Origin of the sequence: Oryzicola mucosus, from assembly GCF_014534685.1 — a bacterium.
Lineage (GTDB): Bacteria > Pseudomonadota > Alphaproteobacteria > Rhizobiales > Rhizobiaceae > Oryzicola > Oryzicola mucosus.
Genome location: NZ_JACVVX010000001.1, coordinates 82,930 through 108,046, shown reverse-complemented (window position 1 = coordinate 108,046; position 25,117 = coordinate 82,930). Strand labels below are relative to the sequence as shown.

Below are 25,117 nucleotides of genomic sequence, written 5' to 3'. Positions count from 1 at the left end.
CCTGGATACCGATCACGCACTCAACCCGCCGAACAGCGTCGGCATGTCGAGCGGGCGAAAGCCGTAGTGCTGCAGCCAGCGCACATCGGCGTCGAAGAAAGCGCGCAGATCTGGCATGCCGTATTTCAGCATCGCGATGCGGTCGATCCCCATGCCCCAGGCAAAGCCCTGATACTCATCCGGGTCCAGCCCGCCCGCGCGCAGCACATTGGGATGCACCATGCCGCAGCCCAAAATCTCCATCCAGTCGTTGCCCTCGCCGAAGCGCACTTCGCCGGGGCGCGAACGGTCGCATTGGATGTCGACCTCCAGAGACGGCTCGGTGAACGGGAAGAAGGATGGGCGGAAGCGCATCTTCACAGACGGCACCTCGAAGAACGCCTTGCAGAACTCCTCCAGCACCCACTTCATGTTGGCGATATTGGCCGACTTGTCGATCACCAGACCCTCAACCTGATGGAACATCGGCGAATGGGTGGCGTCGGAATCCTGGCGGTAGGTCTTGCCCGGGATGACGATGCGGATCGGCGGCTTCTGCTTTTCCATGGTCCGCACCTGCACTGGCGAGGTGTGCGTACGCAAAAGCTTCCGGTCGTTGGAGGCGTCCGGCTGGAAGAAAAAGGTGTCGTGCATCTCCCGCGCCGGATGGCCTTCGGGGAAGTTCAACGCGGTGAAATTATAGTGGTCGGTCTCGATGTCCGGACCTTCGGCGATGGCGAAGCCGAGGTCGCCGAAGATCGCCGTGATCTCGTCGATGACCTGGCTGATCGGGTGGATGCGCCCACGCTCGGCCGGTGAACTGCGCACGGGTAGTGTAACGTCGAGCTTTTCGGCGATGAGGCGGGCGGTGACGGCAGCGTCCTTGAGCGTGGCCTTCCGGGCGGCGAGCGCTTCGGTGACGCGGTTTTTCAGCCCATTGATAGCCGGACCCTTCACCTGACGGTCCTCTGGGCTCATCGAGCCCAGCGTCTTCAGCATTTCGGAGACGGACCCCTTCTTGCCGAGAGCCGCGACGCGCACGGCCTCGATCGCGGGCTCGTCATGGGCCGAGGCGATGTCGGCGAGGATTGAGATTTCCAGAGAGTTCAAATCCATTGCTTTTCTCTATCCGTCATGCGGTCGGTACCCAAAGAAAAAGCCGCGCTAGCTTGCCAGCGCGGCTTTCCCAAATCAGAAAACGAATGCTTGGGAAGCGCTGGTCTTTAAGCCACAGCGCCTTCAAACTCGTTCGGCATGCCGTCCTTGAGATATTCAAGGGCAACCTTGGCCTTTGCCACGAGTGCGGCGAATGCCTGCGGCTCATGGATGGCCATGTCGGAAAGAATCTTGCGATCGATCTCGATGTTGGACTTGTTCAGGCCATCGATGAAGCGGCCATAGGTCAGGCCATGCTCGCGGACCGCTGCGTTGATGCGCTGGACCCACAGAGCGCGGAAGTTGCGCTTGCGGTTCTTGCGGTCACGATAGGCGTACTGCTTGGACTTTTCGACCGCCTGCTTGGCGATGCGGATGGTGTTCTTGCGGCGGCCATAGAAGCCTTTTGCCTGCTCCAGAACCTTCTTGTGTTTGGCGTGGGCGGTAACGCCTCTCTTTACGCGTGCCATGTCATGATCTCCTTAATTGTGTTCCAGGGCCGAGGCTCAGAGGCCGTTCGGCAGAAAATTCTTGATGACCTTCTTGGCATCGGGTTCAGCCAGAACCATCGTGCCGCGAGCATCGCGAATGAACTTGTTGGAACGCTTGATCATGCCGTGGCGCTTGCCTGCCGCTGCCGACAGAACCTTGCCGGTCGCGGTGATCTTGAACCGCTTTTTGGCGGCCGATTTGGTCTTCATCTTGGGCATTTTGCTACTCCGTTCTTCTGGGCCATTCGCCTAGGCGAAAGCCCTTTTTGTTGTCGTTTCCGGACCGACCATAGTCTGGAAAGCAAAGTAAACCGCCACGGCATGCCCTGCCGGGCGGTTCTGGGACGCGGCTACATACTCGAAAGCAGCCCCTCGTGCAACACCTGCGACGCGCTGTTGCGCACGATTCAGGGGATTCTGAACAGAACCGGTAGTGCCCCTGTCACCTGCGCGCTGTCGATGAGTTCGAAGACGGGCATGGCGATGAGGAAAACCAGCCCATCGCCCAGCGTCTGCAACAGCCTGCGCGGCTCGAAGCGGCCCGTATTGCCTTCTTGATAAAGTACGGGGTTCGGAAAAAAGCGCGGCACCCGCGCGCAATAGACGCGATAAGCCTCGCCGAACTCGCCGGCGAGGAACTTTTCCTCGCGCCTTATGACGATGTGGAAGGCTGCCGCGCAGATCGCGCCGAAGCCGAGCAGAGCGACGATGCTGCCCATCTGCGCGCCGACGCCAGCGGCGGCCATGGAAGAAAAAAGATAAAGCGGATTGCGGCACATGGAATAGGGGCCGCCGGTGACCACTTCGCCTGCCTTGCGTCCACCGATATAGAGCGTGCACCACAGCCTGCCGACGATACCAAGAAAGATAAGCAGGATGCCGATCATCTCGACAGCCTCATGGATAGGCGTTTCCGGAGGGAAGGTGGATTGCCCGACCAGGAGAAGGCCGAAAAGAACGAGGATCAACACGGCAAGAACCAGCCGCCGCAGGCGCTGATACCTGCCGAGATTCTGCAAATCCGAGCCGCTCATGAGCTGATTCTGTGCCTTGCCCGTTTGGCCATCAAGGCCGGAGCTGGGTGAGAAACGAAAACCCCGGCGCTTGGCCGGGGTTGCAGTGGTCAGCGCGGGGCCAGAACCATCATCATCTGGCGGCCTTCGAGCTTGGGCTCGGCCTCCACCTTGGCGATGGTTGCGGTTTCCTCACGCACTTTGTTCAGGAGCTGCATGCCGAGCTCCATATGCGCCATTTCGCGGCCGCGGAAGCGCAGGGTGAGCTTGACCTTGTCACCTTCTTCGAAGAACCGACGAACGGCCCGCATCTTGACCTCATAATCGTGGTCATCGATGTTCGGGCGCATCTTGATCTCTTTGATCTCGATGACCTTCTGGTTCTTGCGCGCTTCGGCGGCTTTCTTCTGGTTGGCGTATTTCAGTTTGCCCAGGTCAAGAATTTTGACCACGGGCGGCGTCGCGTTGGGGGAAATTTCAACGAGGTCGAGGCCTGCCTCTTCGGCGGCCAGCAGCGCATCGTTGATGGAAACGTCACCGCGGTTCTGCCCGTCTGCGTCGATCAGCTGAACCCGGGGCACCCGGATGTCACGGTTTGAGCGCGGGCCGTCTTTGGTAGGCGCCGCTGCTTTAAAAGGTCTGCGAATGGTCGTTGTCTCCTCGAGCCGTTTGCAAAATAATTTCGTCGGCCCGTGCCTATGTCGGTACGAACCGTTGGAAGTCAATAGCACAGTAAAGCAGGGAAATCACCTGTCAGGGCAGCATTCCGCTATCAAAATCACCGTGTTTTGCAGTCTGGCTTTCAGGAAAAGGCGAGCTGTGCCAGAAGATGCCGATAGCATGCAACGAACCACAGGCAGGCATCATGGACGTCTCAAAACCCGAATTCCTCGATGTCGGCGGCGCCGCAATCGCCTACAGGCGTCAGGCAGGCAGCGGGCCGGGCGTGGTTTGGTTGGGCGGCTACAAATCCGACATGCTGGGCACGAAGGCCGAAACCCTGTCGCAATGGGCGTCTGCACGCGGCAATGCGTTCCTGCGTCACGATTATTCCGGGCATGGTGAGTCGGCAGGTGTCTTCGCTGACGGCACCATCTCCAGATGGCTGGCAGAAAGCCTGGCTGTCTTTCGCGCCTTCACCGATGGGCCGCAAATCCTGGTCGGCTCATCGATGGGCGCGTGGGTCGCGCTGCGCATGAACCAGGAGCTTGGACGCTCGGGCGAGGGTGCGCGGATAGCCGGCATCGTGCTTCTGGCGCCCGCACCGGACTTCACGCGTGAGCTTGTCGAGCCGAAATTGACCGCTGCCGATCGTGCCGACCTCGAGAGCAAGGGCTATTTCGAGGTGCCTTCGGACTATTCGGCGGAGCCTTATATCTACACCCGCGACCTGATCGAGGACGGTCGCGCTAACCTGGTGATGACTGGCCCGCTCGATACGCACTGCCCTGTCCATATTATCCAAGGTCTCGCCGATCCGGACGTGCCGCATAGCCATGCGATGAAACTGATGAGCCTCTTGTCCGCCGACGATGCCACGCTGGCGCTAGTGCCGGACGGCGATCACCGCTTGTCGCGACCGCAGGACCTTGAGATGCTGACCCGATCTGTCCAGGGCATGGTCGAGCGGGCGGCGAAATAAGATGCGTCCTTCCATCCCATCATCGGCCTTCGTTGCCGCCATAGTCGGATTCGGCGGCACGCTGGCCATCATCATCGCGGCGGCGAATTCGCTGGGCGCAACGCAAGCACAGACGGCAAGCTGGGTGACGGCGATATGCCTGGCCATGGCGGTTGAAACGTTGTGGCTTTCCTGGCGCTACAAAATGCCGGTGATCACTGCGTGGTCGACGCCTGGGGCGGCATTAGTGGCCGCGAGCAGCGGCTTCACCATGGCCGAGGGTGTCGGCGCCTTCATCGTGGTCGCGGTCCTCTTGGTCGCCACCGGGCTGTTCAAGCCCCTGACACGGTTGATTTCCAGGATACCGGGGTCGGTGGCCTCTGCCATGCTCGCGGGCATTGTCGTCACCTTCGTCATGGGTGCGTTCAGGGCAGCGCCTGCTGACCCACTCTTCGTGCTGCCCCTGCTTGTCGCCTTCTTCGTGATCCGGCTTTTCAATCCTGCGATGTCCGTGCTGTTCGTGTTGGTCGGCGGGGGGCTCTTCGCCTTCCTGAGTGGCCGCGTGGGTGGGTTGCCCTCGCTCGAGCTCTCGACCTTGACGCTGACCATGCCGGCATTTTCGCTGCAGGCGCTGATGGGCCTGGCGTTGCCGCTCTATCTTGTCACCATGGCATCGCAGAACCTGTCCGGCCTGGCCGTCCTGCGCGCCGCCGGCTATGAACCACCGGCGGGGCCCTTGATCGCCGTGACGGGATTGGTCTCGCTGCTGACGGCCCCGCTCAATGCGCTGACCACCAATCTGGCCGCGATTTCCGCCGCAATCTGCACCGGGCCGGATGTGCATCCAGATCCTGCGAAGCGCTGGCTGACCGGCCCCTTCTACGCCTTCTACTATCTCCTTTTTGCAATTTTTGGGGCCTCTTTGGTGGCGCTGTTTGCGGTCATGCCGCCAAGCCTCATCGCACTGGTGGCGGGACTCGGGCTGATAGGCGCGCTGTCCAACGCCCTGACAATCGCGCTGAAGGATGAGGAGGATCGCATGGCGGCGGTTACGGCCTTTGTCGTGACGGCTTCCGGCCTGAGCTTTTTAGGCGTCGGATCGGCCTTCTGGGGGCTGGTCGCTGGATTAGCGGTGCTTTTCCTCGATCGTGCGAAAAAGCGTTAAGAATTACAAGGATTTGTCCGGTTTTAGCGGGCGATATCTTGAAGTGGGTTTTTGCCGTTCCCATTTCGATCTCAAGCAGCCGACTTGGCTGCGTGAAACCTGAGGAACGACAAAACGATGAACACGACCGCACTGATCCGCCCGGCCTGGACGCCGGCGACCATCGCGCTCATGGTGATCGGCTTCATGGTCTTTTGGCCGCTCGGCTTTGCCATGCTTGCCTACATCTTGTGGGGTGACCGGCTTGACGGCTTCAAGCGCGACGTGAACCGCGCGACGGACGGTATCTTCAAGGGCTGCCGCAAGGCGTCCTACCGCGCCAGCGCCAACGTCGGTACCGGCAATGTCGCCTTCGATGACTGGCGCGAAAAGGAACTCGCCCGGCTCGACGAAGAGCGCAACAGGCTTGAAGAAGCCCGCGAAGCCTTCGAGGAATATGCGCGCGAACTGCGCCGTGCCAAGGACCAGGATGAGTTCGACCGCTTCATGGCCGAACGCAACAGGTCGAACGCGCCGGCAGCTGCCAGCAAGCGCGGCGGCAAGTCAACTCCGGGCTTGCTCGACGAGTAGGATCGCGTCCTACTGATGAAAACGACGGCGTCGTGAAAGCGGCGCCGTTTTCTTTTGCTCTTCCCTGCCGCTCGAATCGACTATCGTCATTTCATGTCCTTCGGCTTTTTCCGTAAGAAACCGCACAGTCCGGCCCAGTCGCCCATTCAGGTACGAGAGCATGTCGTTGCCGGGCGCAGCTTGCCGCTGCGCATTGTCGAGAATGGCCGTGCCCGCCGTTTGACGTTGCGGATAGAGCCGGGTGGTCGCGGCTTGCGGATCACCATTCCGCCCGGACTGGCCAAGGGCGAGGTGGAGCGTTTCTTGCTGCGCCAACAGCGCTGGCTGGAACAGAAACTGATAAAACTGCCCGACAAGCCTGAAGTGCGGACCGGTGTGAAGATCCCTCTGCGCGGCGTGCCGCATATCGTAGTGCACCAGCCGACCGGACGCGGCACAACCACTGTGGGCGAGCACGAAGGAGCACTCGCTCTTCTGGTTTATGGCGATGTCCAGCATCTGCCACGCCGCGTTGCGGATTTCCTCAAGCGCGAGGCAAAACGCGACATCGAGGCGTTGGTGGCAACGCATTGCGAAACCATCGGCAAGCGCGCTAAAACGATCCGGTTTCGCGACACGTCGAGCCGCTGGGGCTCATGCACATCGGACGGTGCCTTGTCATTTTCCTGGCGCATTATGATGGCGCCGCCGCAGGTGATCAACTATCTCGTCGCTCATGAGGTGGCGCATCTCAAGGAGATGAATCACGGGCCGGGCTTCTGGCGTCTGTGCGAAAAGCTGTGTCCGGATACCGACCGATGCAAGGCTTGGCTGAAGCGCAATGGCAACGCGCTTCAGGCTATCCGTTTCGAATAATGAGCGGCTTAGTTTTGCTGAACGGAAATGCCGCTTTCATTCAGTTTGATCTCGACCCCATCGGGCTGGCTTTCCTCGCGCAACACATAAATTCCCAAAGCGATGACCGCCGCCACCAGTGCGCCGATCACAAGATAGAGCTGTTTCTGCTGCATGAATATCCTCAGTCTGAGCGGCTGAGATAGTGCACGGAACGGCTCTTGCCAGTGGCGGGCGGGGATTGAAGGCCTATCCCGTGCATTTCATGATATTGTCCCGCGCCCTGGCTGAGCGCGGGATAGGTATTGAGGTAAGACGTCAGATGACGAGGAAGTCGCGATAGCTGAGCGGCTCGAGGTTATCGATGACTGCGAATTTCACAGCGTCATAGGCGGTGCCGGAACCGTCGCGGTCGAAGAACAGGTCGCCGGTTGTGGAATCATACAGGATGCGGTCGCTTGCATCGACTGTACCGGTGCCGATGTCCTTGAACTGAGCTTTCGCAATCAAAGCACCCTCTGTGAGCCCGACGAATACTGCGTCATCTAGACGTATGCTATCCTGACGCTCGTAGAAGTCGGTAATCGTATCTACGTTGGATGGACGCAGAGGTGTGTCGAACACAAATCGGTCGCCACCATTGCCGCCAGTGAGCGTATCGTTGCCGTCGCCACCTTTGATAATGTTGCCTTTGAAGTTTCCGACAATCGTGTTGTTGAGCTTGTTGCCCGTCGCGTTGATGATGTCAGAGCCGGTCAGAATAAGATCTTCAACATACTGACCTTTCAGGGTGTAACTGACCGACGAAAAAACAGTATCATTGCCTTGACCCTGCTTTTCGACTGCTTTGTCGCCTATATTATCCACATAATAGGTATCGTTGCCGAGGCCACCAGACATCTTATCCGCGCCGGCAGCGCCATCGATAATGTTGTTTCCTGAGTTGCCCAGAATGATATTGTTGAATTTATTGCCCGTGCCGTTGATATCGCTCGATCCTGCAAGCGTTAGATTCTCGGCGTAGACGCCTTTAAAGCTATAGCTTGCAGTGGTTATAACGGTATCAGTACCTTGGCCGTCAATTTCGACGACTTTATCGCCGGCACTGTCGACGTGATAGGTATCATTGCCTTTGCCACCAATCATTATGTCGGCGCCCGCGCCGCCGTTGATGACGTCATTCCCGTCACTGCCGCGAAGGGTTTGAACGCCGGCATCGCCAGTCAAACTGTCGTTTCCAAAAAATGCGAGGTCGGGAAGGTTCGGTGTTTCGTTGGTGGTGAGGTTGTCATAACCGCCATTGCCGCCATTAGCCAAGCCGAGCGTTACAAGCAACTGCAGCAGGTTTCCGGTCAGATCGCCAACCTGCACGGACGGCGATGTGCCGAAATCGACGTCGAACTCCCGCCCCTGGTATGTCGCGATCGTCTCCCCACCCTGTGACAATTCAATATTGTCATAAGAACCGGTGATAGATACGGAGCCTAACACAAGAAGACGGTTTTCGGTCTGGGTCCACTCTCCATTGTAGGAATAGGTGATCCCATTATAGTCAAAGCTGAGCGTCTCAAAGGTTTGAACATATTCCCCGAGCAATGGATTTCCTGAAGCGCTGATTTGATTCTCGAAGCGGAGATTAGTGACGTCATTCAGGCTGGTAACAAAGAGCTGATTGGAATCAAGTGTAACGGGTTTTGTTACACTGAAAGTTGCCATAGACTTCCTCCATTTGAATAAAGCTGTAGTCAACTCGCTCCGTCCACAGCTTATGCAGTATTAGGTCAGGGGAACGATTTTTAATCGTTCCATAATTAAACTAATCTTTCAAGTAATTGTTCCAGTGAAAGGTAAACTGTAATATTTTGGTACAACAAAAATTGTAAAACGTTTTTTTATTGATAAAATATAAATATCAACACATTGCATATTTGGTTAATGCATGCGGGGGCCAAGTTTTGCGCAATAACTTATTTTTTTAGAGAAACACGAAAAGCCAGTTCTGGGCATTTCCTGTATTGTTTTAACGTCAGATTTCATAGGAGCTTGGCTTGGCGGACCTCTGTTTTCCGATCGCCATTGTTTTGAAAAACAGCGACTTCCGCCGTTCAGGTCTGCTAAACTCCAGCTTTTCTGGGCAACGTTCTGGCAGCCCGCTCTGATAAATAAAAGCGGGTTCTTCCCACGCTTTGTCTGTCGCACATGTGCTGGAGAGCCTGCGAAAGAGTCATGGCTGATTTATGGACTAATCATTCTTCTCTGAAGGCGCGGGAGAAAGAGTCCATGATCGGCTTGATAAGGTATTCCGCGAAGGTTCGGTCGCCTGTAGCGATGAACGTCTCTACCGGCATTCCAGGGTAGATCTGCTCCAGCGCCAGATCCGGTGGCAGGTCCTCGGAGATCGCGAGACGGGCAGTATAATAAGGGTTTCCCGTCTGCTGTTCGATCTGCCGGTCGGCCGAGACATAGGTGACATTGCCATTGACGATGGGCGTGGTGCGGGCGTTCAAGGCCGAGAACTGAAGATTGGCATGCTGACCGACTTCGATGGCGTCGATGTCGCGTGGCGAGACGCGCGCTTCGATGATCAGGGCATTACCGGTGGGCAGAATCTCCATCAGCGGTTCTCCGGCGCGTATCACCCCACCGGGAGAATTGAACAACGAGCGCACCACGATGCCGTCGGTCGGCGAGACGATGCTGATGCGCCCCAGCGTCGCGCGGGCGGAGACCATCTGCTCTTCAATGTCGCGCAGATTGGCCCGCGTGGTGTTGAGTTCGTTCATCGCTTGCTGCACGCGTTCGGTTCTAAGCCGCTCTACCTGTTGGCGGGCCTCGACCGTCTGTGTGGCCGAACTGGCGATCTGCGATTGCAGGGCTCCGGTGCGGCCGATGAGTTCGGCTTCCGCGCGCAGAAGCGCACTGTATTCGGTTCGATTGGTAAGGCCCTTGTCGAGCAGGCCCTTCTTGCGGTCGATCTCGTCGCGCAGAAGAAAGAGTTGGTCTTCACCAGCCTTTTTTTGGGCCTCGAGCCCGATAACCCCTTCCACCAGCGCCTCTTCTCTTTTGCCGAGAATATCCTGCTCGGCCTGGAATCGCGCCAGCCGTGCCGCGAATTCCTTCTCATGTTCGGAAGCCACGAAAGCGATGTCGAAGCCATCGACCGCCGCGGCCTCATCGCCATCGAATCCCGCCATGGCATTGAAGGTGGTCAGCCCATCGCGCTCCGAACGCAGGCGAGCTTCGCGCATGCGCATTTCAATGCGCTGATTGTTCAGGCGATTGTAGAGCGTGCGGACCTGGGTGTCTTCGAGGACGAAGAGCGTCTGGCCGGCCTTGACCCGCTCGCCTTCGCGCACGTCGATCGACTTGACGATGCCGCCATCAAGATGCTGGATCATGATGTTGTGACCGGTGGCAGCGACGAATCCGCTGGCGATCACCGCCCCACCAAGGGGGGCGCTTGCGGCCCAATAGCCAAAGCCCCCCAGCAGCAGAAAAATGGTGGCATAGCCGGCGAGCGCCACAGGCGCGGTCGTCGCTCTGATGCTCTGCTGCCAGCGCGTTTTTTTGGGGGGGGCCAAGGGAAAAGTCGTCATCTCAATTCGCCTTTACGCGTGCAACGGTCTGAAATGTCGCGGTGGCGGCGCTTTCCGCTACGGGAGCAGCAGGTGTCGGACGTTGTGGGACGACTGGCGTGCCTGCCAGCCGCTGAAGTACATCCGCTGCCGGCCCGAAAAGATCGATCTGACCGTCGCGAAGCACCAGTACACGGTCGCATTTGGCGGCGATCGAGGGCTTGTGGGTGATCAGGAGGATGGTGACGCCATTGGCCTTCGCCTCTTTGATCGCGAGTTCAAGCGCCATTTCGCCCTCTGCGTCGAGGCTGGCGTTCGGCTCGTCCAGCACGAGCAGGCGAGGCCCGCCATAGAAGGCTCGAGCCAGGCCGACGCGCTGACGTTCACCCCCCGACAGCCTGACGCCCGACGCGCCGATTTCGGTGAGGTAGCCCTTCTTCATCCGCAGGATCAGTTCATGCGCCTGCGCCCGTTGTGCGGCGCCGACGATGTCATCGTCAGCGGGCTGCTCGGCAAAGCGCGAAATGTTTTGCGCCACGGTGCCGGGCAAAAGATCCACTTCCTGCGGCAGATAGCCGATGTGGCTTCCCAGCATGTCGGGATCCCAGGTGCGGATATCGGCACCGTCGAGCCGCACCAGACCGGCATTTGGCTTGAGGGCACCCACGATGAGGCGCGCCAGGGTCGATTTTCCGGCACGGCTGGGGCCGACAATGGCAACAGACTCTCCCGCCTGAATCTGGAAGTTGAGTCGTTTGATCAGCGGGCTGGAGGCGTCCCCGTCCGGCAATTGGTAGACCAAGTTCTCGACGATCAGGCTGCCTTTCACATTGGGCAGGCGGATCGTCTCGCGTTCATGCTCCAGCTTCATCTCCCGCAGCGCGCCCAGCCGCCTCCAGGCCTTGCGCGCTTCGCCGATCTGCCGCCAGCCGCCGATGATCTGGTCCATCGGCTGCAGCGCGCGTCCCGCGATCAGCGAGGAAGCGAAGATCATGCCGGCGGTCATCTGGCCTTGGAGTACGAGATAGGCGCCCAGGCCGAGCATAGCGGTCTGCAGTCCGGTCCGGAGCATGCGGGAAATGCCGCTGAAAAAGGCGTTTGTGTCCGCAACTTTGCGATGTGCGGTGACCTGGTCAGCAAATCTGCGACCCCAGACGCCCGCGACACTCGATGTCATGCCCAGAGCTCGAACCGTTTCCTGCATGCGCGCGAAGGTTTGCGCAAGCATCATCGTTTCGGAGCTCGCCTCGCCGGCAGTCGCTTCGCTTTTCATCGTCGCGCGCTCATTCGCCAGAGCGACAAGAACCAGCACCACCACGCCGATCAACGTCAGCAGAAACAGCGCCGGATGGATGAAATACATCAACAGGAGAAAAAAGGGCGCAAACGGCAGGTCGAACAGGAAGAAGATCGCCTTTGAGGAGAGAAATGCGCGGATGGTGGAAAGATCGCGCAGGGGCTGGATGTCGCCCATAGCGGCGCGAGACCCGGTTATCGTTGCCAGAAAAGCCTTTCCGCCAAGCGATACATCGATTTGGGACGCGATGCGGTTGGCATAATAGGAGCGCACGATTTCAAGTGCACACAAGGTCAGAAACGCGGCGGCACATATGATCGAAAGGTAGATCAGTGTACTCAGGCTCTGTGCCGGGAGCACACGGTCGTAGATCTGCAGCAGATAGATGGGGGATACCAGCAAAAGCAGATTGACCGCTGCCGAAAAGATGCCAACTTCCAGTATTGCTTTCTTCACAAAGGACAATGAAAGCCCCTCCGCCCAGAGTCTAAAACCGCCGCCACGGCCTGTGGCTTAGATGACCTTATTTTTTGAAATGTGAACATCCAGAAAATGTGGTCCAGATAAGCTATCTCAACGTGTACAAGCCGAGATAACGAGAAGCAATTCGGCACCAATGTGACTTCGCTGTATGCAAAAAGGCATCGGCGCGGACATGTCCGCGCCGATCTAGGTCGTTTCAAATGCTCCCGAGGTGACTCCTTATCAGTCGAAAGCGCTTGGCAACCACGGCAGAAACTTAGGTATGTCGTGTATAGCCATCGGTCTGTCGACTGCAAGCCTATCGGCAAGCCCGAGCCTCGAAACTGGTCGGGTTATGCCGTGTCTCTGTTTCTTGGTTATGTCATCGGCCTGAAAATCGATCTGAAATTCAAGCGACATGTTTCAGCAAATCGTGTGGCGCGATCAATATGGCCATCTCCTCCGGGGTCAATACAACCCGATAGAGATATTCAGATTTGTCATATTGCCCTGCCGCCTTAAAGGTAAACGTAAAAGCACCGTGGTCGGCACTGATATCGTTCGTCTCCAAAGGCCGATCTAAAATTTTCTTGGACGGGCCGACGCGTTTCGCCGGACTGACAAGAACCTGCATAAGTGCCTCCCTCCCATGACTGCGCATGGTTATGGTGGCCGCATCTGTTTCGAGACTGCTCTCGAATTATTCAACAGGCAAGGGGCAATTGCTCACAATTTTCGGAGGGTGATTAAATTCGAAGAATGTGTTCCATAGTGGGACTTGTCTTTCAGCGATCCACCAAATGAGAAGTTCTTTGAAGATATAAGCAGATGCAACATTAGATATACTATTATAAAAAATTATCATTTATAAGATTTCAGATTAGAAATCCGAAAATTGATAATAGATGTATGCAATATATATTGAACTCTAAATTGCGCTCAGCCGAAAATCACGGCAGGCACAGTTCGAGCCGCGGCGTCGCTGCCATTCTCGTTCGCCAGAGAAAAGATCCGGGCGCTTGCGCGTACTGATGGCTTCTCATGGTGAGAACTATGTCACCTCTCTCCGGATCCGCGCCTCAAGCTTCGTCACAAACTCTTCAGAGCGAACTGTCATAAGCTTCACCAAACCGCCGGACGCCTCTATTTCAAGCGTCTGAGAGACCATGCCTTTCTTCAACGAGATGCCCGAGATGTCCTCCAGCTTAATCCGCCAGGTCGCCGGCGGATTTTTCGGTGATCTCACCAGCTTCGATTCAACATAGAGCAGATGGTCGGCCATCAGCCGCAATTCACCATTCAACCATACCCCGCCATTGCGCTTGAGCAACAATGCAGAGGCCGGGATCAGAATCCACCGCCAAAGCGGGGTTCTATAGTCTTTTGGCAGGGGCCTTAGCCAGGCGACGGGATGTGTGGCGATTGAGGTTTCTGTGGTCAAATCCGGCTCCATTATCGAAGCTCAGAGTTAGTCAAACATCCCTTTCCCAGCAAGCGTAGTCCGCCGACGGATGTTCGGGCTGAACCCAATGCAGGAAGATACAGCCGAAATTAGCGACCGCAGACCCGGCCATGTCACTCGTTATGCGAGGACCGTAGGTCAAAGAAGGCGAGCGGATAGAGCAAAGCGAGAGGCCTTGGGAACAAAAACAATTCTAACAGTGCTCCACGTTCGCCCTAAAAAGGAAGGCTCGCTTATCAATCGTCTTGGCTATCTAGCTCGATCAGACTGGAAGCTCAGGGCTCAAAAAATCCCGCGTCTTCCTCGAGCAGGTATTTCTTCGCTCCGACGGGGTCGATGTCCAGCCCCAGCCCAGGTCCCTTCAGTAGGTCCACCATGCTGTCGTTGACGATCTGCCCTTCCGGCAAGCCGGTCACGATATCGCTCCACCACGGATCGGACGCGCTGGGATATTCGAAGGCGATGTAGTTGGCCGGCAGCGTGGCGCAGACATTGATCAGAGCGCCAAGACCCAGAAGTCCATTCGCAGTGCCGTGCGGCGCCATCATGATCGAGTGCATATAGGCGTGTTCGGCCACCCATTTGAGTTCAGCTATTCCGCCGATATCTGCGGGATCGGGGCCAATTACCCGTACCGCCTGGGTCTCGATCAGCTCCTTGAAATTATGCCGCAGATAAATCTGCTCTCCAGTATGGATCGGCGTCGAGGTCGAGGTTGTCAGCTCTCTATAAGCCTGTGGGTTGACCCAAGGGACATAGTCGCCGGTCAGCATGTCTTCGAGCCACATCAGGTTGTGCTTTTCCACCGCCCGCGCAAAACGAATGGCGTCGGGCAGGAACCAACCTGGTCCGCAATCGAGCGCCAGGCTGACTGTATCGCCCAGCACCTCCTTCATGGCGGCTACACAGTCGAGCATATGGTTGAAGCCATGCTCGGAAATCTGCCCCTGATCCATCGCTCCGTGATAGCCGGCCTTGGTCTGGCGCGGACCATAGTGGAAATCGTCGATGCTATCCTTCATGTTGGAATGAAAGCTGATGCCTTGCTTGACCATGAAGAACTTTTCGGGCCGCTCCATCATCCACTTCACCTCGGCGGCGTAGTCCTCCGGCCGATCGCCTGTCCGCTTCTGGCGGATCGATCCATTGTAGACCCGCACCTGGTCGCGCACTTTGCCACCTAGCAGCTTGTAGACCGGCACGCCTGCCGCCTTGCCGGCAATGTCCCAGAGCGCATGTTCGATGGCGCTGACGGCCGCGCCGTAGGGCTTGAATGATCCGCGCTGGCGTATCTTGAGCATCACACGTTCAACATCTGTCGGATCTTCGCCGATCAGCGCGTCGCGGAAATGTAACACCCACGGCTTGAGATACGTTTTGGTGTATTCAACCTCACCCAGCCCATAGAGGCCCTCGTCGGTGACGATGCGTATGATGGGATGTTTGCCTATGACGGCGCAGCGCAAATCGGTGATTTTCATTTTGACGCCTCAGCTCCAGGTCCTGTCCCAGGAATACTCCTGATCCCATTGGTCAGTCGGCAGCCAAATGCCTTTGACACCCTCCTGGAGGTGGGCGCTAATGACCTCATCGACCACGTCGTCGATACCGAGCCCCGGCTTATCCGGCACGGTAATAAAGCCGTCTTTCACAAGCGGCTTGGGCAAGCCGGTGACGATGTCGTCCCACCATTCGACTTCGACACTGTGATATTCGAGTGCCATGAAATTCTCAGTCGCCACGGCGACATGAGCCGCGGCCATCGCAGCGATCGGGCTCTCCGCCATATGAATGGCCATGGCCACCCCATAGTCTTGCGCCGCATCGCCAAGCTTCTTCGTCTCGAGAATGCCGCCCGAAGTCAGAAGGTCGGGATGGATGACGGATACGCCGCCACTTTTAAGCAAGGGCTCAAAGCCCTCCTTGAGATAAATATCCTCGCCGGTGCAAATTGGAACCGTCGTGGCCTGCTGCAACTGCCGATACTGATCGGTATATTGCCAGGGAACCACGTCTTCGAGCCATGCCGGGACATATTTTTCGATCCGGCGGGCCAGCCTGATACCGTCCTGCAGAGATATATGGCCGACATGGTCGATGGCCAACGGGACCTCGTAACCGATGATCTCTCGTACTTCATGAATGTACTGCTCCAACAGGTCGATGCCCTTTTCGGTAAAGTGCAGACCGCTGAATGGATGCCGGACGTTGTGAACGTCATAGGCGGCATTGCGGGCGCGTCGATCGTCGATACTGTTCACCGGTCCACGGGTGGGAGATACGCGATAAGCGTCGAGCAAACCCGCAGGCGCGACCACCGCCCCTGGGATATCGGCGATCTGCATCAAGCCCAGGTCCATTTTCAGAAACGTGAAGCCGAGGTCCATGCGCTCCTTGAGGCGTCTTCCAGTCAGCGTGCCGCTGGGCTTGTCGGCGTCGGTGTCACAATAGACGCGCACCTTGTCCCGGAATTTGCCGCCGAGCATCTGATAGATCGGCACGCCATATGCCTTGCCGGCGAGATCCCAGAGAGCAATCTCGATGGCTGAAACCCCACCGCCCTGTCGGCCATGGCCGCCGAACTGCTTGATGCGCCTGAACAGTCGGTCGACATCGCAGGGATTCTCTCCAATCAACCGGCTTTTGAGCATCAGCGCAAAAGTCGCGCTGGCGCCGTCCCGCACCTCTCCTAACCCGACAATGCCCTGGTTGGTGTAGATCTTTATCAACGCCGACGTGAAAGGCGCCCCGACAATCTCCGCGACCCGTAGATCGGTGATACGCAATTCGCTAGGGCGCGAACTGGTGCGCACATTTTTCTCGATGGTTTCTTCGACCGTCAACGCCTGCATGTCACCCTCCATTTTGTCTGGCAGTTGCTTCGCTCAATGCCCTTGGCCCTGTTACGAAATTTCGATCGCATTCGCCTCGAGGTAGTCCCGGTTCATCTCGATGCCGAGGCCGGGCGCCTTGTTGAGCTTGAGGCTGCCATTGGAATTGTCGAGCGGCTTGTCGATCAGGTGGTCGTATTTGCTCAGGTTCCATTCCGAAGTCTCGAGCCGATAGAAGTTCGGCACCGTCATCATCACCTGCGCGCCGGCCACCACGTTGATCGGCCCTGCCGCGTCATGCGGCGAGACGGGGACATAGTAGGCCTCACACATTGCAGATATTTTCTTCAGTTCGGTGATGCCGCCGGTCCATGTCACGTCGGGCATGATGTAGTCAGCGAGCTTTCCTTCGAGGATCGGCACGAAATCCCATTTCGTATGGCCACGCTCGCCCCAGGAAATGGCGGCATTGACCTTATCGCGGACCTGCTTGAGCGCGTTGAAGCTTTCGGGCGGGACAGGCTCTTCGAACCAGTCGATATCCCCTGCCTCCTCTAGTGTCCGGCACAGTCTAATTGCCGTGGGCACGTCGAAGCGCCCATGGGCGTCTATGAGGATCTCGACGTCCGGGCCAGCGGTTTCGCGAATGAGGGCGGTGAGTTCCGCAGCCTCGCGCTCGTCCTTACGGTTCATGGAGCCATCGAGATAGCCTTCGGACTGCTCACGCGCAGACCCGTCAGCGCCTTTTGGTCCCTGTTGCGGGAAGGGATCGAACTTTAGCGCAGTGTGCCCTGAGGCGACGATGTCGCGGATTTCTTGAGCTACCGCTGCATTGCTCGTGAACTTGCGCTGGTCGGGATGCGTGTAAAGAAGGATGTCGTTCCGCACCGGCCCACCCAGCAGTTCGTAGATGGGCTGCCCTAAAACCTTGCCGCGAATATCCCATAATGCGATATCGATGGCACTGACGCATTCCACGGCGGCGCCACGGCTGCCCATATAGGTGAAGTTGCGAAAGATCTTGTGCCAGATGCGCTCGATATGAGCGGGGTCGTCGCCTTCGATAATTTTGCTGATCTGTCTTGTCATGACGCACAGCGCCCGATTGGCGACGAACGTCGTTGTCGTGATTTCTCCCCACCCCGAGACGCCTTCGTCGGTCAGGATCTCGACAAACAAGAACTCGCCCCAGTAGGACGCACTGGATTTGATGAGCCACGGCCGGACGCTGGTTATCTTCATTTGCATTGCCCTTTGCTGAACTGTGAACGGCGAAGCGGATTGGTCGGGCCTTACCCCGCACGCGCGGCCGAAGCCGAACGCATCTGTTCAAGGATATGCCGGCCAGAACCTTCGACATGACGAGCTACCAGTTTGGCGGCCTCATCGGCTTCGCCAGCTTTGATGTGGGCGATAAGTTCGCGGTGTTCGCGGATCACCTGCGCCCGGCGGGCGAGGGTAAAATTGAACCGGCGACCGACCGAGCGCAGCACCTCACGATGTTTCCACCACAACTCCGCAGCGTGACGATTGTAGTGTCGTTGGTACATCAAGGTATGGAATTGAGTGTCGAGGTCGCTGTGCTTGATCTGGTCAGCGAAGTTGTTGTCTTCAATCTGGCGCTGTACCAACTCAAGTTCCGCAATATCCGCCTCAGTTGCCATCCCAACAAACCAATGCGTCAGTACCGGCTCGATCAAGACACCGATCTCGTAGATATCGCGGACGAAATCCTGATCGATCGGCCTAACCCGCGCCCCGCGATTGCGCGTAAAAACAACAAAGCCTTCACCGCGGAGGAGTTGCAGGACCTCGCGAACCGGGGTTGTTGAAGTTTCGTGTCGCTTGGCCAGATCTCCAACAACCAGGCGCTCATTGGCTTCAAGTCGTCCTGAGACAATGTCCTCGCGGATCACATTGTAGAGGAGGGCGGCGCTTTCCGTCGAAGCGCCAATCGGATCGATTCCAACTGGCGGCGCAGCCTTAAATTCTCTCAAATCAGCCAAAAAGGCCTCCTAAAATCAAAACTATTTCATATCGTACGTGAGTTGTTTAAAACAATATACAATCTGTGCATATTGACACGCAATTGGTGTTCTGCAACTTTGATGTGGGTGGAGTAAAAATGAACAATAAGGGAGTGCCACGGGTCAGATCTGTGGGCTGAAGCCAGCGGAAAACCTGAAAATTGGGAGGAGCTCAATGACGTGTATTGCACTCGGCCGCGCGATTGGTCGCGGCGTTTCGGCGGCTGCCATTACGGCGTCGTTGATATCGGCGCCCGCGTTCGGCGCACCCGTCGACCTAAATAAATGGTCGCCCGAATACGTACGATCGATTGCCGGCACAGAGGAATTTGACACTGCCGCCGATTGCGGCAAGGTCACTCCGCTCGACTACAAAGGGCGCCTGACATTCTGGTACCAGGGCGTCTTTGAAGGCGACCCTGACCTCCTGCGCCAGTATTACAAAGACTTCTTTGAAGCCTTCCGCAAAACGTACCCGAACATCGAGCTGGAAGAGCAGGCGCTTACCTATAACGACTTGCTCGACAAGTTCCGCACGGCACTACTGGGCAATGCCGGTCCGATGGTTGTGCGTTTGCAAATTCTTGGCGGCGTCGAATTCGCCTCGAAGGGATATCTGCAAGAACTGAAACCGGAAGACGTCGGCTACTCTACCGATGATTTTTGGCCGGGTGCTATGAAATCCGACATTTGGGAGGGCAAGACCTACGGCATTCCCACCAACAATGAGACCATGGCGTTCATCTGGAACGCTGATGTCTTCAAGCGGGCCGGCCTCGATCCTGAAAAAGCCCCCGCCACCTGGGACGATGTCGTCAAGTATTCGAAGCAAATCCACGACAAGCTCGGGATCGCCGGCTATGGCCTCGTCGCTCGCAAGAACGCCGGCAATACGCCTTACCGCTTCATGCCGCAGCTATGGGGTTACGGCGGCGGAGTCTTCGATGAAGCCACGGAAAGCCCAACCTACAAACAGGTGGAGTTAAACAGCCCGGCAAGCAAGCAGGCTTTGCAGGCGTCGTATGATATGTACGTTCGCGATAAGTCTGTTCCAGTCTCAGCGTTGACCAACCAGCAAGCAGACAACCAGCCGCTCTTTCTGGCAGGTCAACTCGGCATGATGATTTCACATCCTTCCGACTACAACGTCATGCTTGATTTGCAAAAAAAGGCGACTGGGGGCGACCAGGCAAAAGCCCAGACCGTGATCGACAACATGCGATACGGCTTGATTCCGACAGGCCCGGACGGCAGGCGTGCGGTGGTGTTTGGCGGGTCCAACATCCACATCCTGAAACCCGAATATGTAGACGGCGGCAAGGTGGATGAGGCGGCGGCCAAGGCGCTCATCTGCTTCTGGGCCAGCCCAGAATGGTCTTTGAAGATGGCATATGCCGGCTCCAACCCCGGCAACCTCAATGGCTTCAAAACCAAGTGGATGAAAGAGCGCCTCGATAACATCAAGTTCCTCGATGTCACGACCTCGATGCTGCCTTACGGCGTGCCGTTCCCTGCGCTGCCGGAGACTCCTGAGATCATGAACATCGTCATCCCCGATATGCTGCAGAATGCTCTTACTGGAGCGATGACAGTTGACGAGGCGGCCGAGGATGCGGCTAAAAAGGTCGAGGAGATCATGGGCGGCGGCAAGCTTTAAGCCGATCTCATGCACCGGACCGGCGAAGTTTGTCGTCGGTCCGCTCCCTTAAATCACAAAGGGTTTCAAAATGACGGCGGTGGGAAGCCCGGCGGATTCGGCTTGTCGAAAAAACGTCCAGCGCACCGGTATCCTGCGGCAAGCATGGATCAACCGCTCCGACTACCTTTACGTACTTCCGTCTATCGGCGTTATGCTCGTCGTTATCGCCTATCCGATCTACTATACTATCGAGCTTTCATTCTTCAACACGCCCCCCAGCCTGCAACTGCGCGATAAGATTTTCGTCGGGCTGGATAATTATGGCTTGATACTTCAAAGCAACGTGTTCTGGCGTGTAACACTCAACACCATTATCTGGACCGTCGCCTCGACCTTCTTCGCTTTCTTCCTCGGGTTGGGCGCCGCTCTTGCGCTGCATCGAGAATTTTTCGGACGAGGCGTTTTGCGCGCCATCCTAATCATTCCGTGGGTGATCAGCGCAGTCGCGGCATCCTACATCTGGAAATGGATCTACCACTCGGATTTCGGAGTCATCGGCGCGGTTCTGGTGGGCCTCGGACTAGCTGACCGCCCCCCCAATTTCATCGACAACGTCAACACCGTCTTGCCGTCGCTGATTGTCGTCAATGTCTGGCGCGAGTTTCCATTTGCAATGATCATGCTGATGGCCGGTCTGCAGACCGTTCCGGACCAATTGTTGCGGGCCGCGACGGTCGATGGCGCGGGTCCGTGGCAGCGCTTCTGGCACGTGACGTTCCCTCATCTGAAAGGCGTGTCGACCGTGACGATACTGCTGCTCGCTGTGGCCAACTTCAACTCATTCATCATCCCATGGATTATGACTGGCGGCGGGCCGTCCAACGCATCGCATATCTGGATCACGCACATCTATGAACTCGCATTTGGACGACAACGCTGGGGCGTCGCGTCGGCCTATTCGGTGCTGCTGTTCCTGATTGTGATGACCTTCGGGTACTTCTATGTGCGCGCGCTTAGTGGCAGCGAAAGAAAGGCGCGGGGATGATGAACTCACCATCGAACCCCACACCCAAAGCTCGCAGACCAATCGATCGCTGGCGCTGGACCGGACGGTTGTTCCTCGTGCTCATGCTGCTTTACACGGCGGTTCCCATGATCTGGATGCTGCTGACGTCGATCAAATCCGGCTTCGCCGCGTTGCAGTTTCCCCCTCAATGGTGGCCGGACGAGCCAACGCTTGCGAGCTACCAGAAACTGCTCGATCCGACCAACAGTGTCGGCCGGGACTTTCTGCGGTTCTTCTGGAACAGTTTGTTTGTATCGACGGTGACGACGATCCTTGCCGTTATCGTTGCGGTCCCGGCTGCATACGCATTTTCGCGCTTCGATTTTCCGGGGCGGAAGTTCCTGTTTTTCGCAGTTTTGCTGCGTAACATGTTTCCAGCCGTGATCTTTCTTGTGCCACTGTTCATCCTGATGCGTCTTCTCGGCCTGGTGAACACCCACGGCTCGCTGATTCTGACCTATCTGACGTTTGGCCTCCCACTCGCCATCTGGCTGCTGAAAGGCTTTTACGACAATATTCCGATCCAGCTTGAACAGGCCGCGCGCATTGACGGCGCCACCCGATTCCAGGCGTTTATCCTGGTGGTGATGCCGCTGTCGGTGCCGGGGATTATTGCTACGGCTATCTACTCATTCATCGGCGCCTGGAACGAGTATATTTTCGCCTACACATTCATCAACAGGAACGATCAACTCACGCTGCCGGTCGGCATCCAGCGCTTCTTCTCTGAGAACACGACGGACTTCCCTGGCCTTATGGCTGCGAGCTTCATGATGAGCTTGCCTGTCGTTGTGCTGTTTCTCCTGCTGCAACGGTATTTCGTAAAGGCCCTCACGGAAGGCGCAGTCAAACACTAGAAAGTAGGTTTCATGGCCCACGTGGTCCTCACTGATCTCGTCAAGACCTACGGCACCTTCAAGGCTGTCAACAATGTTTCGTTGCGGGTCGAAGACGGAGAGTTCGTCGCCCTCGTTGGCCCCTCCGGTTGCGGGAAAACGACAACACTCAATCTCGTCGCTGGACTGGTACCCTTGACCTCGGGCGATATTACGATTGGCGACCGGATTGTGAATGATATCGATCCGAAAGATCGTGACATTGCGATGGTATTCCAGAACTACGCGCTTTATCCGCAAAAATCGGTCTATAAGAACCTGGCGTTCCCACTTCAGATGCGGAAGCTCCCGCGTGACGAGATCGACCTCAAGGTCAAGGAGGCGGCACGCGTACTTGATATGACGCACCTGCTCGAGCGCAAGCCACGCGAGCTGTCTGGAGGGCAGCAGCAGCGTGTCGCATTGGGTCGGGCGCTGGTGCGCGACCCCGCCGTCTTCCTTATGGATGAACCGCTGTCCAACCTGGATGCCAAGCTACGCGTGCAGATGCGATCCGAGATAAAGCGCTTTCACCAGGACCTGAAGGCCACGATCATCTATGTGACGCATGACCAACTCGAAGCTGTCACCATGGCCGACAAGATGGCGGTGATGAACGGTGGTTTTCTCCAGCAGTATGATTCACCGGCCACCGTCTTCGCCAATCCGGTCAATATGTTCGTCGCCAGTTTCATCGGCAGCCCGGCGATGAGCCTTGTGCCGCTTGAAGTCTCGACAAACAACGGCGACACCGCATTGTCCGGCACAGAAGGCTGGAGCATGGCTCTGTCGCCGCTGAACGCCAGAAAAGTCCAGAACTCGACCTCAAAGAAAGTCGTTCTGGGCGCGCGGCACTCCACCATCAAGCTTCATAAGCATGTGATCGCCGGCGGCATCCCGGCAAAGGTCTACACGGTCGAACCCACCGGAGATGTGACGTTTGTCCAGGCGCTGCTTTCAGGAGCCACGGTGAACATCAGTGTGCCACCAACTGTATCAGTTGCACCCGACGAGACGGTCTGGCTGGAATTCGACCAGCAGCGGATTCACTTGTTCGACGGCGAGACCGAGATGGCGTTGTCGGCAGCTTGAACAACGGCCTCACCAGAGACGGACCATGCCCGCGAAATTAAAAATCACCGCGATCAAGTCGTACCCGGTCAGGGTTGGAATCCGGAACCAGTTTCTCCTGAAAGTCGAAACCGACGAAGGCATTTTCGGTTGGGGTGAGAGCGGGCTGACCGGGCGCGAAAAGGCTGTTGCCGGAGCCGTCGAGCATTTCGCGGAATTCCTTGTCGGTCAGGATGCCATGCAGATCGGCCGGATCTGGCAGGAATTGTACCGCAGCCAGTACTTTGAAGGCGGGCGCGTCTTGCAGGCCGCCATCTCCGCCATCGATATCGCGCTGCACGACATTAAAGGAAAGGCACTCGGCATACCCGTCTACGAACTGCTGGGTGGCAGGCAGCGCACTGTTATTCCCACCTTTGCATCGACGGGCGATAGCGCCGGCGAGAATGCAATCGAACGCGCCAAAGAATTGCGGGACGCAGGCTTCGACGCAATCCGTTTTTTTCCCATAGGGCAGGACAGCCGCGATATTTTCGAACCGCGCCAGTCGATCCCCGCGACCGCCCGCATGCTCAACAAAGCCCGCGAGGAACTCGGCAGCGAGGTCGTTCTCGGCATCGATTTTCACCACCGTCTCTCGGTGGCCGAGGCCGCCAGCTTCTGCAATAAGCTCGACCGCGGTGTTTTGGATTTCCTCGAAGAGCCAATCCGCGACGAAACGCCCGAAGCCTATGAGTCGCTGCGCACCATGACGGATATTCCATTCGCCATAGGTGAAGAATTCGCCAGCAAGTGGCAATTCCTGCCTTATATCGAGCGCGGCATCCACCAGTTTAACCGCATCGATGTGTGCAATGTCGGCGGGCTGACAGAGGCTATGAAAGTGGCCGGTTGGAGCGAGGCGCATTATGTCGACTTGATGCCGCACAACCCCCTTGGCCCGATTTGCACTGCGGCAACGATTCAGATGGCCGCTGCCGTACCAAATTTCTCCTGGCTGGAAACGCGCGCTCCCGAACGGGAACTGGGTTTCGACAACAGCGATTTCTTCCCAGTTCAGCCGAAGCTCGAGCTTGCCGTCTACCCCGTGGGCGACGCGCCCGGACTGGGCATCGAGGTCAACGAACAACGGATTGCGCGGGAGAGCTTCGCATTTTGGGAAGCGCCGCATCTGCGGCGCAGAGATGGGTCAGTGACGAACTGGTAGGCTACAGGGAGCCGGGGAGACCAAAGCATGTTCAAGACAGCCGACATCAAGCGTCCACCGAAGCACCTGATCGAGGGGCTGCGGGGGCTGGGCGCCGCGACGATCGCGGGCACCTTGGGTCACATGGGCTTCCGCAACCCTCATATGACGGGCATCCTCCCACAGACCAGGGGCAAGTCTATCTGCGGCCCTGCGTTGACGCTCCAGTGCTTGCCGCAGCGACCAGATCTGTTCAGCGAGGGCGAGTATGCCGATCCTGAAACTCAATTGCATCGTCACGTGCTTTACCATGTGCAGGAAGGCGACGTCGTGGTCGTGGATGCGCGTGGCGACATGCGCTCCGGCATTTTTGGCGATATGATGTCGACCTACTTCAAGGGCCGTGGCGGTGCCGGGATTGTCATCGACGGCGTGATGCGCGATCGTCCCAACGTGGACAAGCTCGACCTGGCGCTTTGGCTCAAGGGCTGGTCGCCAAACTATCATGTTCAGACGGACATCTACCCAAATGCGGTCAACGTAACGATCGCCTGCGGCGGCGTAACTGTCGTACCAGGAGACATCATCGTTGCAGATGACGATGGGGCCGTTGTGGTTCCAGTATCGATGGCTGAGGCCGTTATCGAAGAGGGGCAAAAGCATGCTGAGTGGGAAGAGTTCTCCCGCATGAAATTGATGGAAGGGGCTCCGCTTCAGCGATATTATCCTCTGCATCCCGACGCGAACGAAGAATACGAGGTCTGGCGTCAAATCAATCGATGATATCAACGGAGATCG

Annotated in this window: 25 protein-coding genes; 10 read left to right on the top strand and 15 right to left on the bottom strand. The window is 57.3% G+C overall.

All coding sequences use genetic code 11. From position 1 onward, the window contains the following. Positions 1-12: 12 nt before the first annotated feature. The 5 genes from pheS to infC all read right to left on the bottom strand — a co-directional run bounded on the left by pheS (position 13) and on the right by infC (position 3,285). Positions 13-1,095 (bottom strand): phenylalanine--tRNA ligase subunit alpha, encoded by a 1,083-nt coding sequence (pheS, locus tag ICI42_RS00545; protein ID WP_188162596.1) that lies wholly within the window; start codon positions 1,093-1,095, stop codon positions 13-15. A gap of 107 nt (positions 1,096-1,202) precedes the next feature. Then, positions 1,203-1,604 (bottom strand): 50S ribosomal protein L20, encoded by a 402-nt coding sequence (rplT, locus tag ICI42_RS00540; RefSeq protein ID WP_188162595.1) that lies wholly within the window; start codon positions 1,602-1,604, stop codon positions 1,203-1,205. Positions 1,605-1,640: 36 nt separating this feature from the next. Then, positions 1,641-1,844 (bottom strand): 50S ribosomal protein L35, encoded by a 204-nt coding sequence (gene rpmI, locus ICI42_RS00535; RefSeq protein ID WP_091915627.1) that lies wholly within the window; start codon positions 1,842-1,844, stop codon positions 1,641-1,643. Positions 1,845-2,032: 188 nt separating this feature from the next. Next, positions 2,033-2,659, bottom strand: coding sequence for a methyltransferase family protein (locus ICI42_RS00530; protein WP_188162594.1), 627 nt, complete (start codon positions 2,657-2,659; stop codon positions 2,033-2,035). Between the two features lie 89 nt (positions 2,660-2,748). Beyond that, on the bottom strand, positions 2,749-3,285 hold the full coding sequence (infC, locus tag ICI42_RS00525; RefSeq protein ID WP_188163660.1) for a translation initiation factor IF-3: 537 nt from the start codon (positions 3,283-3,285) through the stop codon (positions 2,749-2,751). 218 nt (positions 3,286-3,503) lie between these two features. On the opposite strand from infC, the gene ICI42_RS00520 reads away from it, so the two are divergent. From ICI42_RS00520 to ICI42_RS00505, 4 genes are all read left to right on the top strand, one after another. After that, entirely contained in the window at positions 3,504-4,280 is a 777-nt protein-coding gene (locus ICI42_RS00520) for an alpha/beta hydrolase (protein ID WP_188162593.1), read from the top strand. Position 4,281: 1 nt separating this feature from the next. Beyond that, entirely contained in the window at positions 4,282-5,424 is a 1,143-nt protein-coding gene (locus ICI42_RS00515) for a benzoate/H(+) symporter BenE family transporter (RefSeq protein ID WP_188162592.1), read from the top strand. Between the two features lie 117 nt (positions 5,425-5,541). Next, positions 5,542-5,994, top strand: a complete 453-nt coding sequence (locus tag ICI42_RS00510; protein ID WP_188162591.1) for a DUF2852 domain-containing protein — start codon at positions 5,542-5,544, stop codon at positions 5,992-5,994. A gap of 93 nt (positions 5,995-6,087) precedes the next feature. Beyond that, on the top strand, positions 6,088-6,849 hold the full coding sequence (locus ICI42_RS00505) for a M48 family metallopeptidase (RefSeq protein ID WP_188162590.1): 762 nt from the start codon (positions 6,088-6,090) through the stop codon (positions 6,847-6,849). Between the two features lie 8 nt (positions 6,850-6,857). Here ICI42_RS00505 and ICI42_RS00500 read toward each other — a convergent pair whose 3' ends face one another. The 10 genes from ICI42_RS00500 to ICI42_RS00455 all read right to left on the bottom strand — a co-directional run bounded on the left by ICI42_RS00500 (position 6,858) and on the right by ICI42_RS00455 (position 18,461). Further along, positions 6,858-7,004 carry a hypothetical protein gene (locus tag ICI42_RS00500; RefSeq protein ID WP_188162589.1) on the bottom strand — a complete coding sequence of 49 codons (147 nt, stop codon included), beginning with the start codon at positions 7,002-7,004 and terminating at the stop codon, positions 6,858-6,860. Positions 7,005-7,146: 142 nt separating this feature from the next. Next, on the bottom strand, positions 7,147-8,544 hold the full coding sequence (locus ICI42_RS00495) for a calcium-binding protein (RefSeq protein ID WP_188162588.1): 1,398 nt from the start codon (positions 8,542-8,544) through the stop codon (positions 7,147-7,149). Between the two features lie 530 nt (positions 8,545-9,074). Beyond that, complete coding sequence (locus tag ICI42_RS00490; protein ID WP_188162587.1) at positions 9,075-10,424, bottom strand: HlyD family type I secretion periplasmic adaptor subunit; 1,350 nt, start codon at positions 10,422-10,424, stop codon at positions 9,075-9,077. Between the two features lies 1 nt (position 10,425). Continuing rightward, positions 10,426-12,156: a type I secretion system permease/ATPase gene (locus ICI42_RS00485; protein ID WP_330999111.1), complete on the bottom strand. Its 1,731-nt coding sequence runs from the start codon at positions 12,154-12,156 to the stop codon at positions 10,426-10,428. A gap of 415 nt (positions 12,157-12,571) precedes the next feature. Next, positions 12,572-12,796 carry a hypothetical protein gene (locus tag ICI42_RS00480; RefSeq protein ID WP_188162585.1) on the bottom strand — a complete coding sequence of 75 codons (225 nt, stop codon included), beginning with the start codon at positions 12,794-12,796 and terminating at the stop codon, positions 12,572-12,574. A gap of 417 nt (positions 12,797-13,213) precedes the next feature. After that, positions 13,214-13,603: a PH domain-containing protein gene (locus ICI42_RS00475; protein WP_188162584.1), complete on the bottom strand. Its 390-nt coding sequence runs from the start codon at positions 13,601-13,603 to the stop codon at positions 13,214-13,216. 296 nt (positions 13,604-13,899) lie between these two features. Beyond that, positions 13,900-15,105, bottom strand: a complete 1,206-nt coding sequence (locus tag ICI42_RS00470) for a mandelate racemase/muconate lactonizing enzyme family protein (protein WP_188162583.1) — start codon at positions 15,103-15,105, stop codon at positions 13,900-13,902. Between the two features lie 9 nt (positions 15,106-15,114). Beyond that, complete coding sequence (locus ICI42_RS00465; RefSeq protein ID WP_188162582.1) at positions 15,115-16,476, bottom strand: mandelate racemase/muconate lactonizing enzyme family protein; 1,362 nt, start codon at positions 16,474-16,476, stop codon at positions 15,115-15,117. Between the two features lie 51 nt (positions 16,477-16,527). Continuing rightward, a complete protein-coding gene (locus tag ICI42_RS00460) occupies positions 16,528-17,697 on the bottom strand; it encodes a mandelate racemase/muconate lactonizing enzyme family protein (RefSeq protein ID WP_188162581.1) in 1,170 nt (389 codons plus the stop codon). A gap of 50 nt (positions 17,698-17,747) precedes the next feature. Further along, the gene (locus ICI42_RS00455; RefSeq protein ID WP_188162580.1) at positions 17,748-18,461 is read right to left on the bottom strand and encodes a GntR family transcriptional regulator; all 714 of its coding nucleotides are present in this window, start codon (positions 18,459-18,461) and stop codon (positions 17,748-17,750) included. A 196-nt stretch (positions 18,462-18,657) separates the two neighbouring features. Here ICI42_RS00455 and ICI42_RS00450 point away from each other — a divergent pair, with 196 nt between their 5' ends. The 6 genes from ICI42_RS00450 to ICI42_RS00425 all read left to right on the top strand — a co-directional run bounded on the left by ICI42_RS00450 (position 18,658) and on the right by ICI42_RS00425 (position 25,102). Beyond that, positions 18,658-20,139 carry an ABC transporter substrate-binding protein gene (locus ICI42_RS00450; protein ID WP_188162579.1) on the top strand — a complete coding sequence of 494 codons (1,482 nt, stop codon included), beginning with the start codon at positions 18,658-18,660 and terminating at the stop codon, positions 20,137-20,139. A gap of 70 nt (positions 20,140-20,209) precedes the next feature. Beyond that, positions 20,210-21,166, top strand: coding sequence for a carbohydrate ABC transporter permease (locus ICI42_RS00445; protein ID WP_188162578.1), 957 nt, complete (start codon positions 20,210-20,212; stop codon positions 21,164-21,166). Beyond that, positions 21,166-22,044 carry a carbohydrate ABC transporter permease gene (locus tag ICI42_RS00440; protein WP_188162577.1) on the top strand — a complete coding sequence of 293 codons (879 nt, stop codon included), beginning with the start codon at positions 21,166-21,168 and terminating at the stop codon, positions 22,042-22,044. The genes ICI42_RS00445 and ICI42_RS00440 overlap by 1 nt, the downstream gene beginning before the upstream one ends. A 12-nt stretch (positions 22,045-22,056) precedes the next feature. After that, positions 22,057-23,154: an ABC transporter ATP-binding protein gene (locus ICI42_RS00435; RefSeq protein WP_188162576.1), complete on the top strand. Its 1,098-nt coding sequence runs from the start codon at positions 22,057-22,059 to the stop codon at positions 23,152-23,154. Positions 23,155-23,179: 25 nt separating this feature from the next. Then, complete coding sequence (locus ICI42_RS00430; protein WP_188162575.1) at positions 23,180-24,340, top strand: mandelate racemase/muconate lactonizing enzyme family protein; 1,161 nt, start codon at positions 23,180-23,182, stop codon at positions 24,338-24,340. Between the two features lie 27 nt (positions 24,341-24,367). Then, positions 24,368-25,102 carry a ribonuclease activity regulator RraA gene (locus ICI42_RS00425; protein WP_188162574.1) on the top strand — a complete coding sequence of 245 codons (735 nt, stop codon included), beginning with the start codon at positions 24,368-24,370 and terminating at the stop codon, positions 25,100-25,102. Positions 25,103-25,117: the final 15 nt, after the last annotated feature.

Excerpts from the sequence above, each read along its gene's own strand:
- ICI42_RS00520 (WP_188162593.1), top strand. The coding sequence starts at position 3,504 with ATGGACGTCTCAAAACCCGAATTCCTCGATGTCGGCGGCGCCGCAATC.
- ICI42_RS00430 (WP_188162575.1), top strand. The coding sequence starts at position 23,180 with ATGCCCGCGAAATTAAAAATCACCGCGATCAAGTCGTACCCGGTCAGG.
- pheS (WP_188162596.1), bottom strand. The coding sequence starts at position 1,095 with ATGGATTTGAACTCTCTGGAAATCTCAATCCTCGCCGACATCGCCTCG.
- ICI42_RS00530 (WP_188162594.1), bottom strand. The coding sequence starts at position 2,659 with ATGAGCGGCTCGGATTTGCAGAATCTCGGCAGGTATCAGCGCCTGCGG.
- rpmI (WP_091915627.1), bottom strand. The coding sequence starts at position 1,844 with ATGCCCAAGATGAAGACCAAATCGGCCGCCAAAAAGCGGTTCAAGATC.
- ICI42_RS00440 (WP_188162577.1), top strand. The coding sequence starts at position 21,166 with ATGAACTCACCATCGAACCCCACACCCAAAGCTCGCAGACCAATCGAT.
- ICI42_RS00445 (WP_188162578.1), top strand. The coding sequence starts at position 20,210 with ATGACGGCGGTGGGAAGCCCGGCGGATTCGGCTTGTCGAAAAAACGTC.
- ICI42_RS00505 (WP_188162590.1), top strand. The coding sequence starts at position 6,088 with ATGTCCTTCGGCTTTTTCCGTAAGAAACCGCACAGTCCGGCCCAGTCG.
- ICI42_RS00495 (WP_188162588.1), bottom strand. The coding sequence starts at position 8,544 with ATGGCAACTTTCAGTGTAACAAAACCCGTTACACTTGATTCCAATCAG.
- ICI42_RS00465 (WP_188162582.1), bottom strand. The coding sequence starts at position 16,476 with ATGCAGGCGTTGACGGTCGAAGAAACCATCGAGAAAAATGTGCGCACC.
- ICI42_RS00500 (WP_188162589.1), bottom strand. The coding sequence starts at position 7,004 with ATGCAGCAGAAACAGCTCTATCTTGTGATCGGCGCACTGGTGGCGGCG.
- ICI42_RS00460 (WP_188162581.1), bottom strand. The coding sequence starts at position 17,697 with ATGAAGATAACCAGCGTCCGGCCGTGGCTCATCAAATCCAGTGCGTCC.
- ICI42_RS00450 (WP_188162579.1), top strand. The coding sequence starts at position 18,658 with ATGACGTGTATTGCACTCGGCCGCGCGATTGGTCGCGGCGTTTCGGCG.
- rplT (WP_188162595.1), bottom strand. The coding sequence starts at position 1,604 with ATGGCACGCGTAAAGAGAGGCGTTACCGCCCACGCCAAACACAAGAAG.
- ICI42_RS00435 (WP_188162576.1), top strand. The coding sequence starts at position 22,057 with ATGGCCCACGTGGTCCTCACTGATCTCGTCAAGACCTACGGCACCTTC.
- ICI42_RS00515 (WP_188162592.1), top strand. The coding sequence starts at position 4,282 with ATGCGTCCTTCCATCCCATCATCGGCCTTCGTTGCCGCCATAGTCGGA.
- ICI42_RS00510 (WP_188162591.1), top strand. The coding sequence starts at position 5,542 with ATGAACACGACCGCACTGATCCGCCCGGCCTGGACGCCGGCGACCATC.
- ICI42_RS00425 (WP_188162574.1), top strand. The coding sequence starts at position 24,368 with ATGTTCAAGACAGCCGACATCAAGCGTCCACCGAAGCACCTGATCGAG.
- ICI42_RS00480 (WP_188162585.1), bottom strand. The coding sequence starts at position 12,796 with ATGCAGGTTCTTGTCAGTCCGGCGAAACGCGTCGGCCCGTCCAAGAAA.
- ICI42_RS00470 (WP_188162583.1), bottom strand. The coding sequence starts at position 15,105 with ATGAAAATCACCGATTTGCGCTGCGCCGTCATAGGCAAACATCCCATC.
- ICI42_RS00490 (WP_188162587.1), bottom strand. The coding sequence starts at position 10,424 with ATGACGACTTTTCCCTTGGCCCCCCCCAAAAAAACGCGCTGGCAGCAG.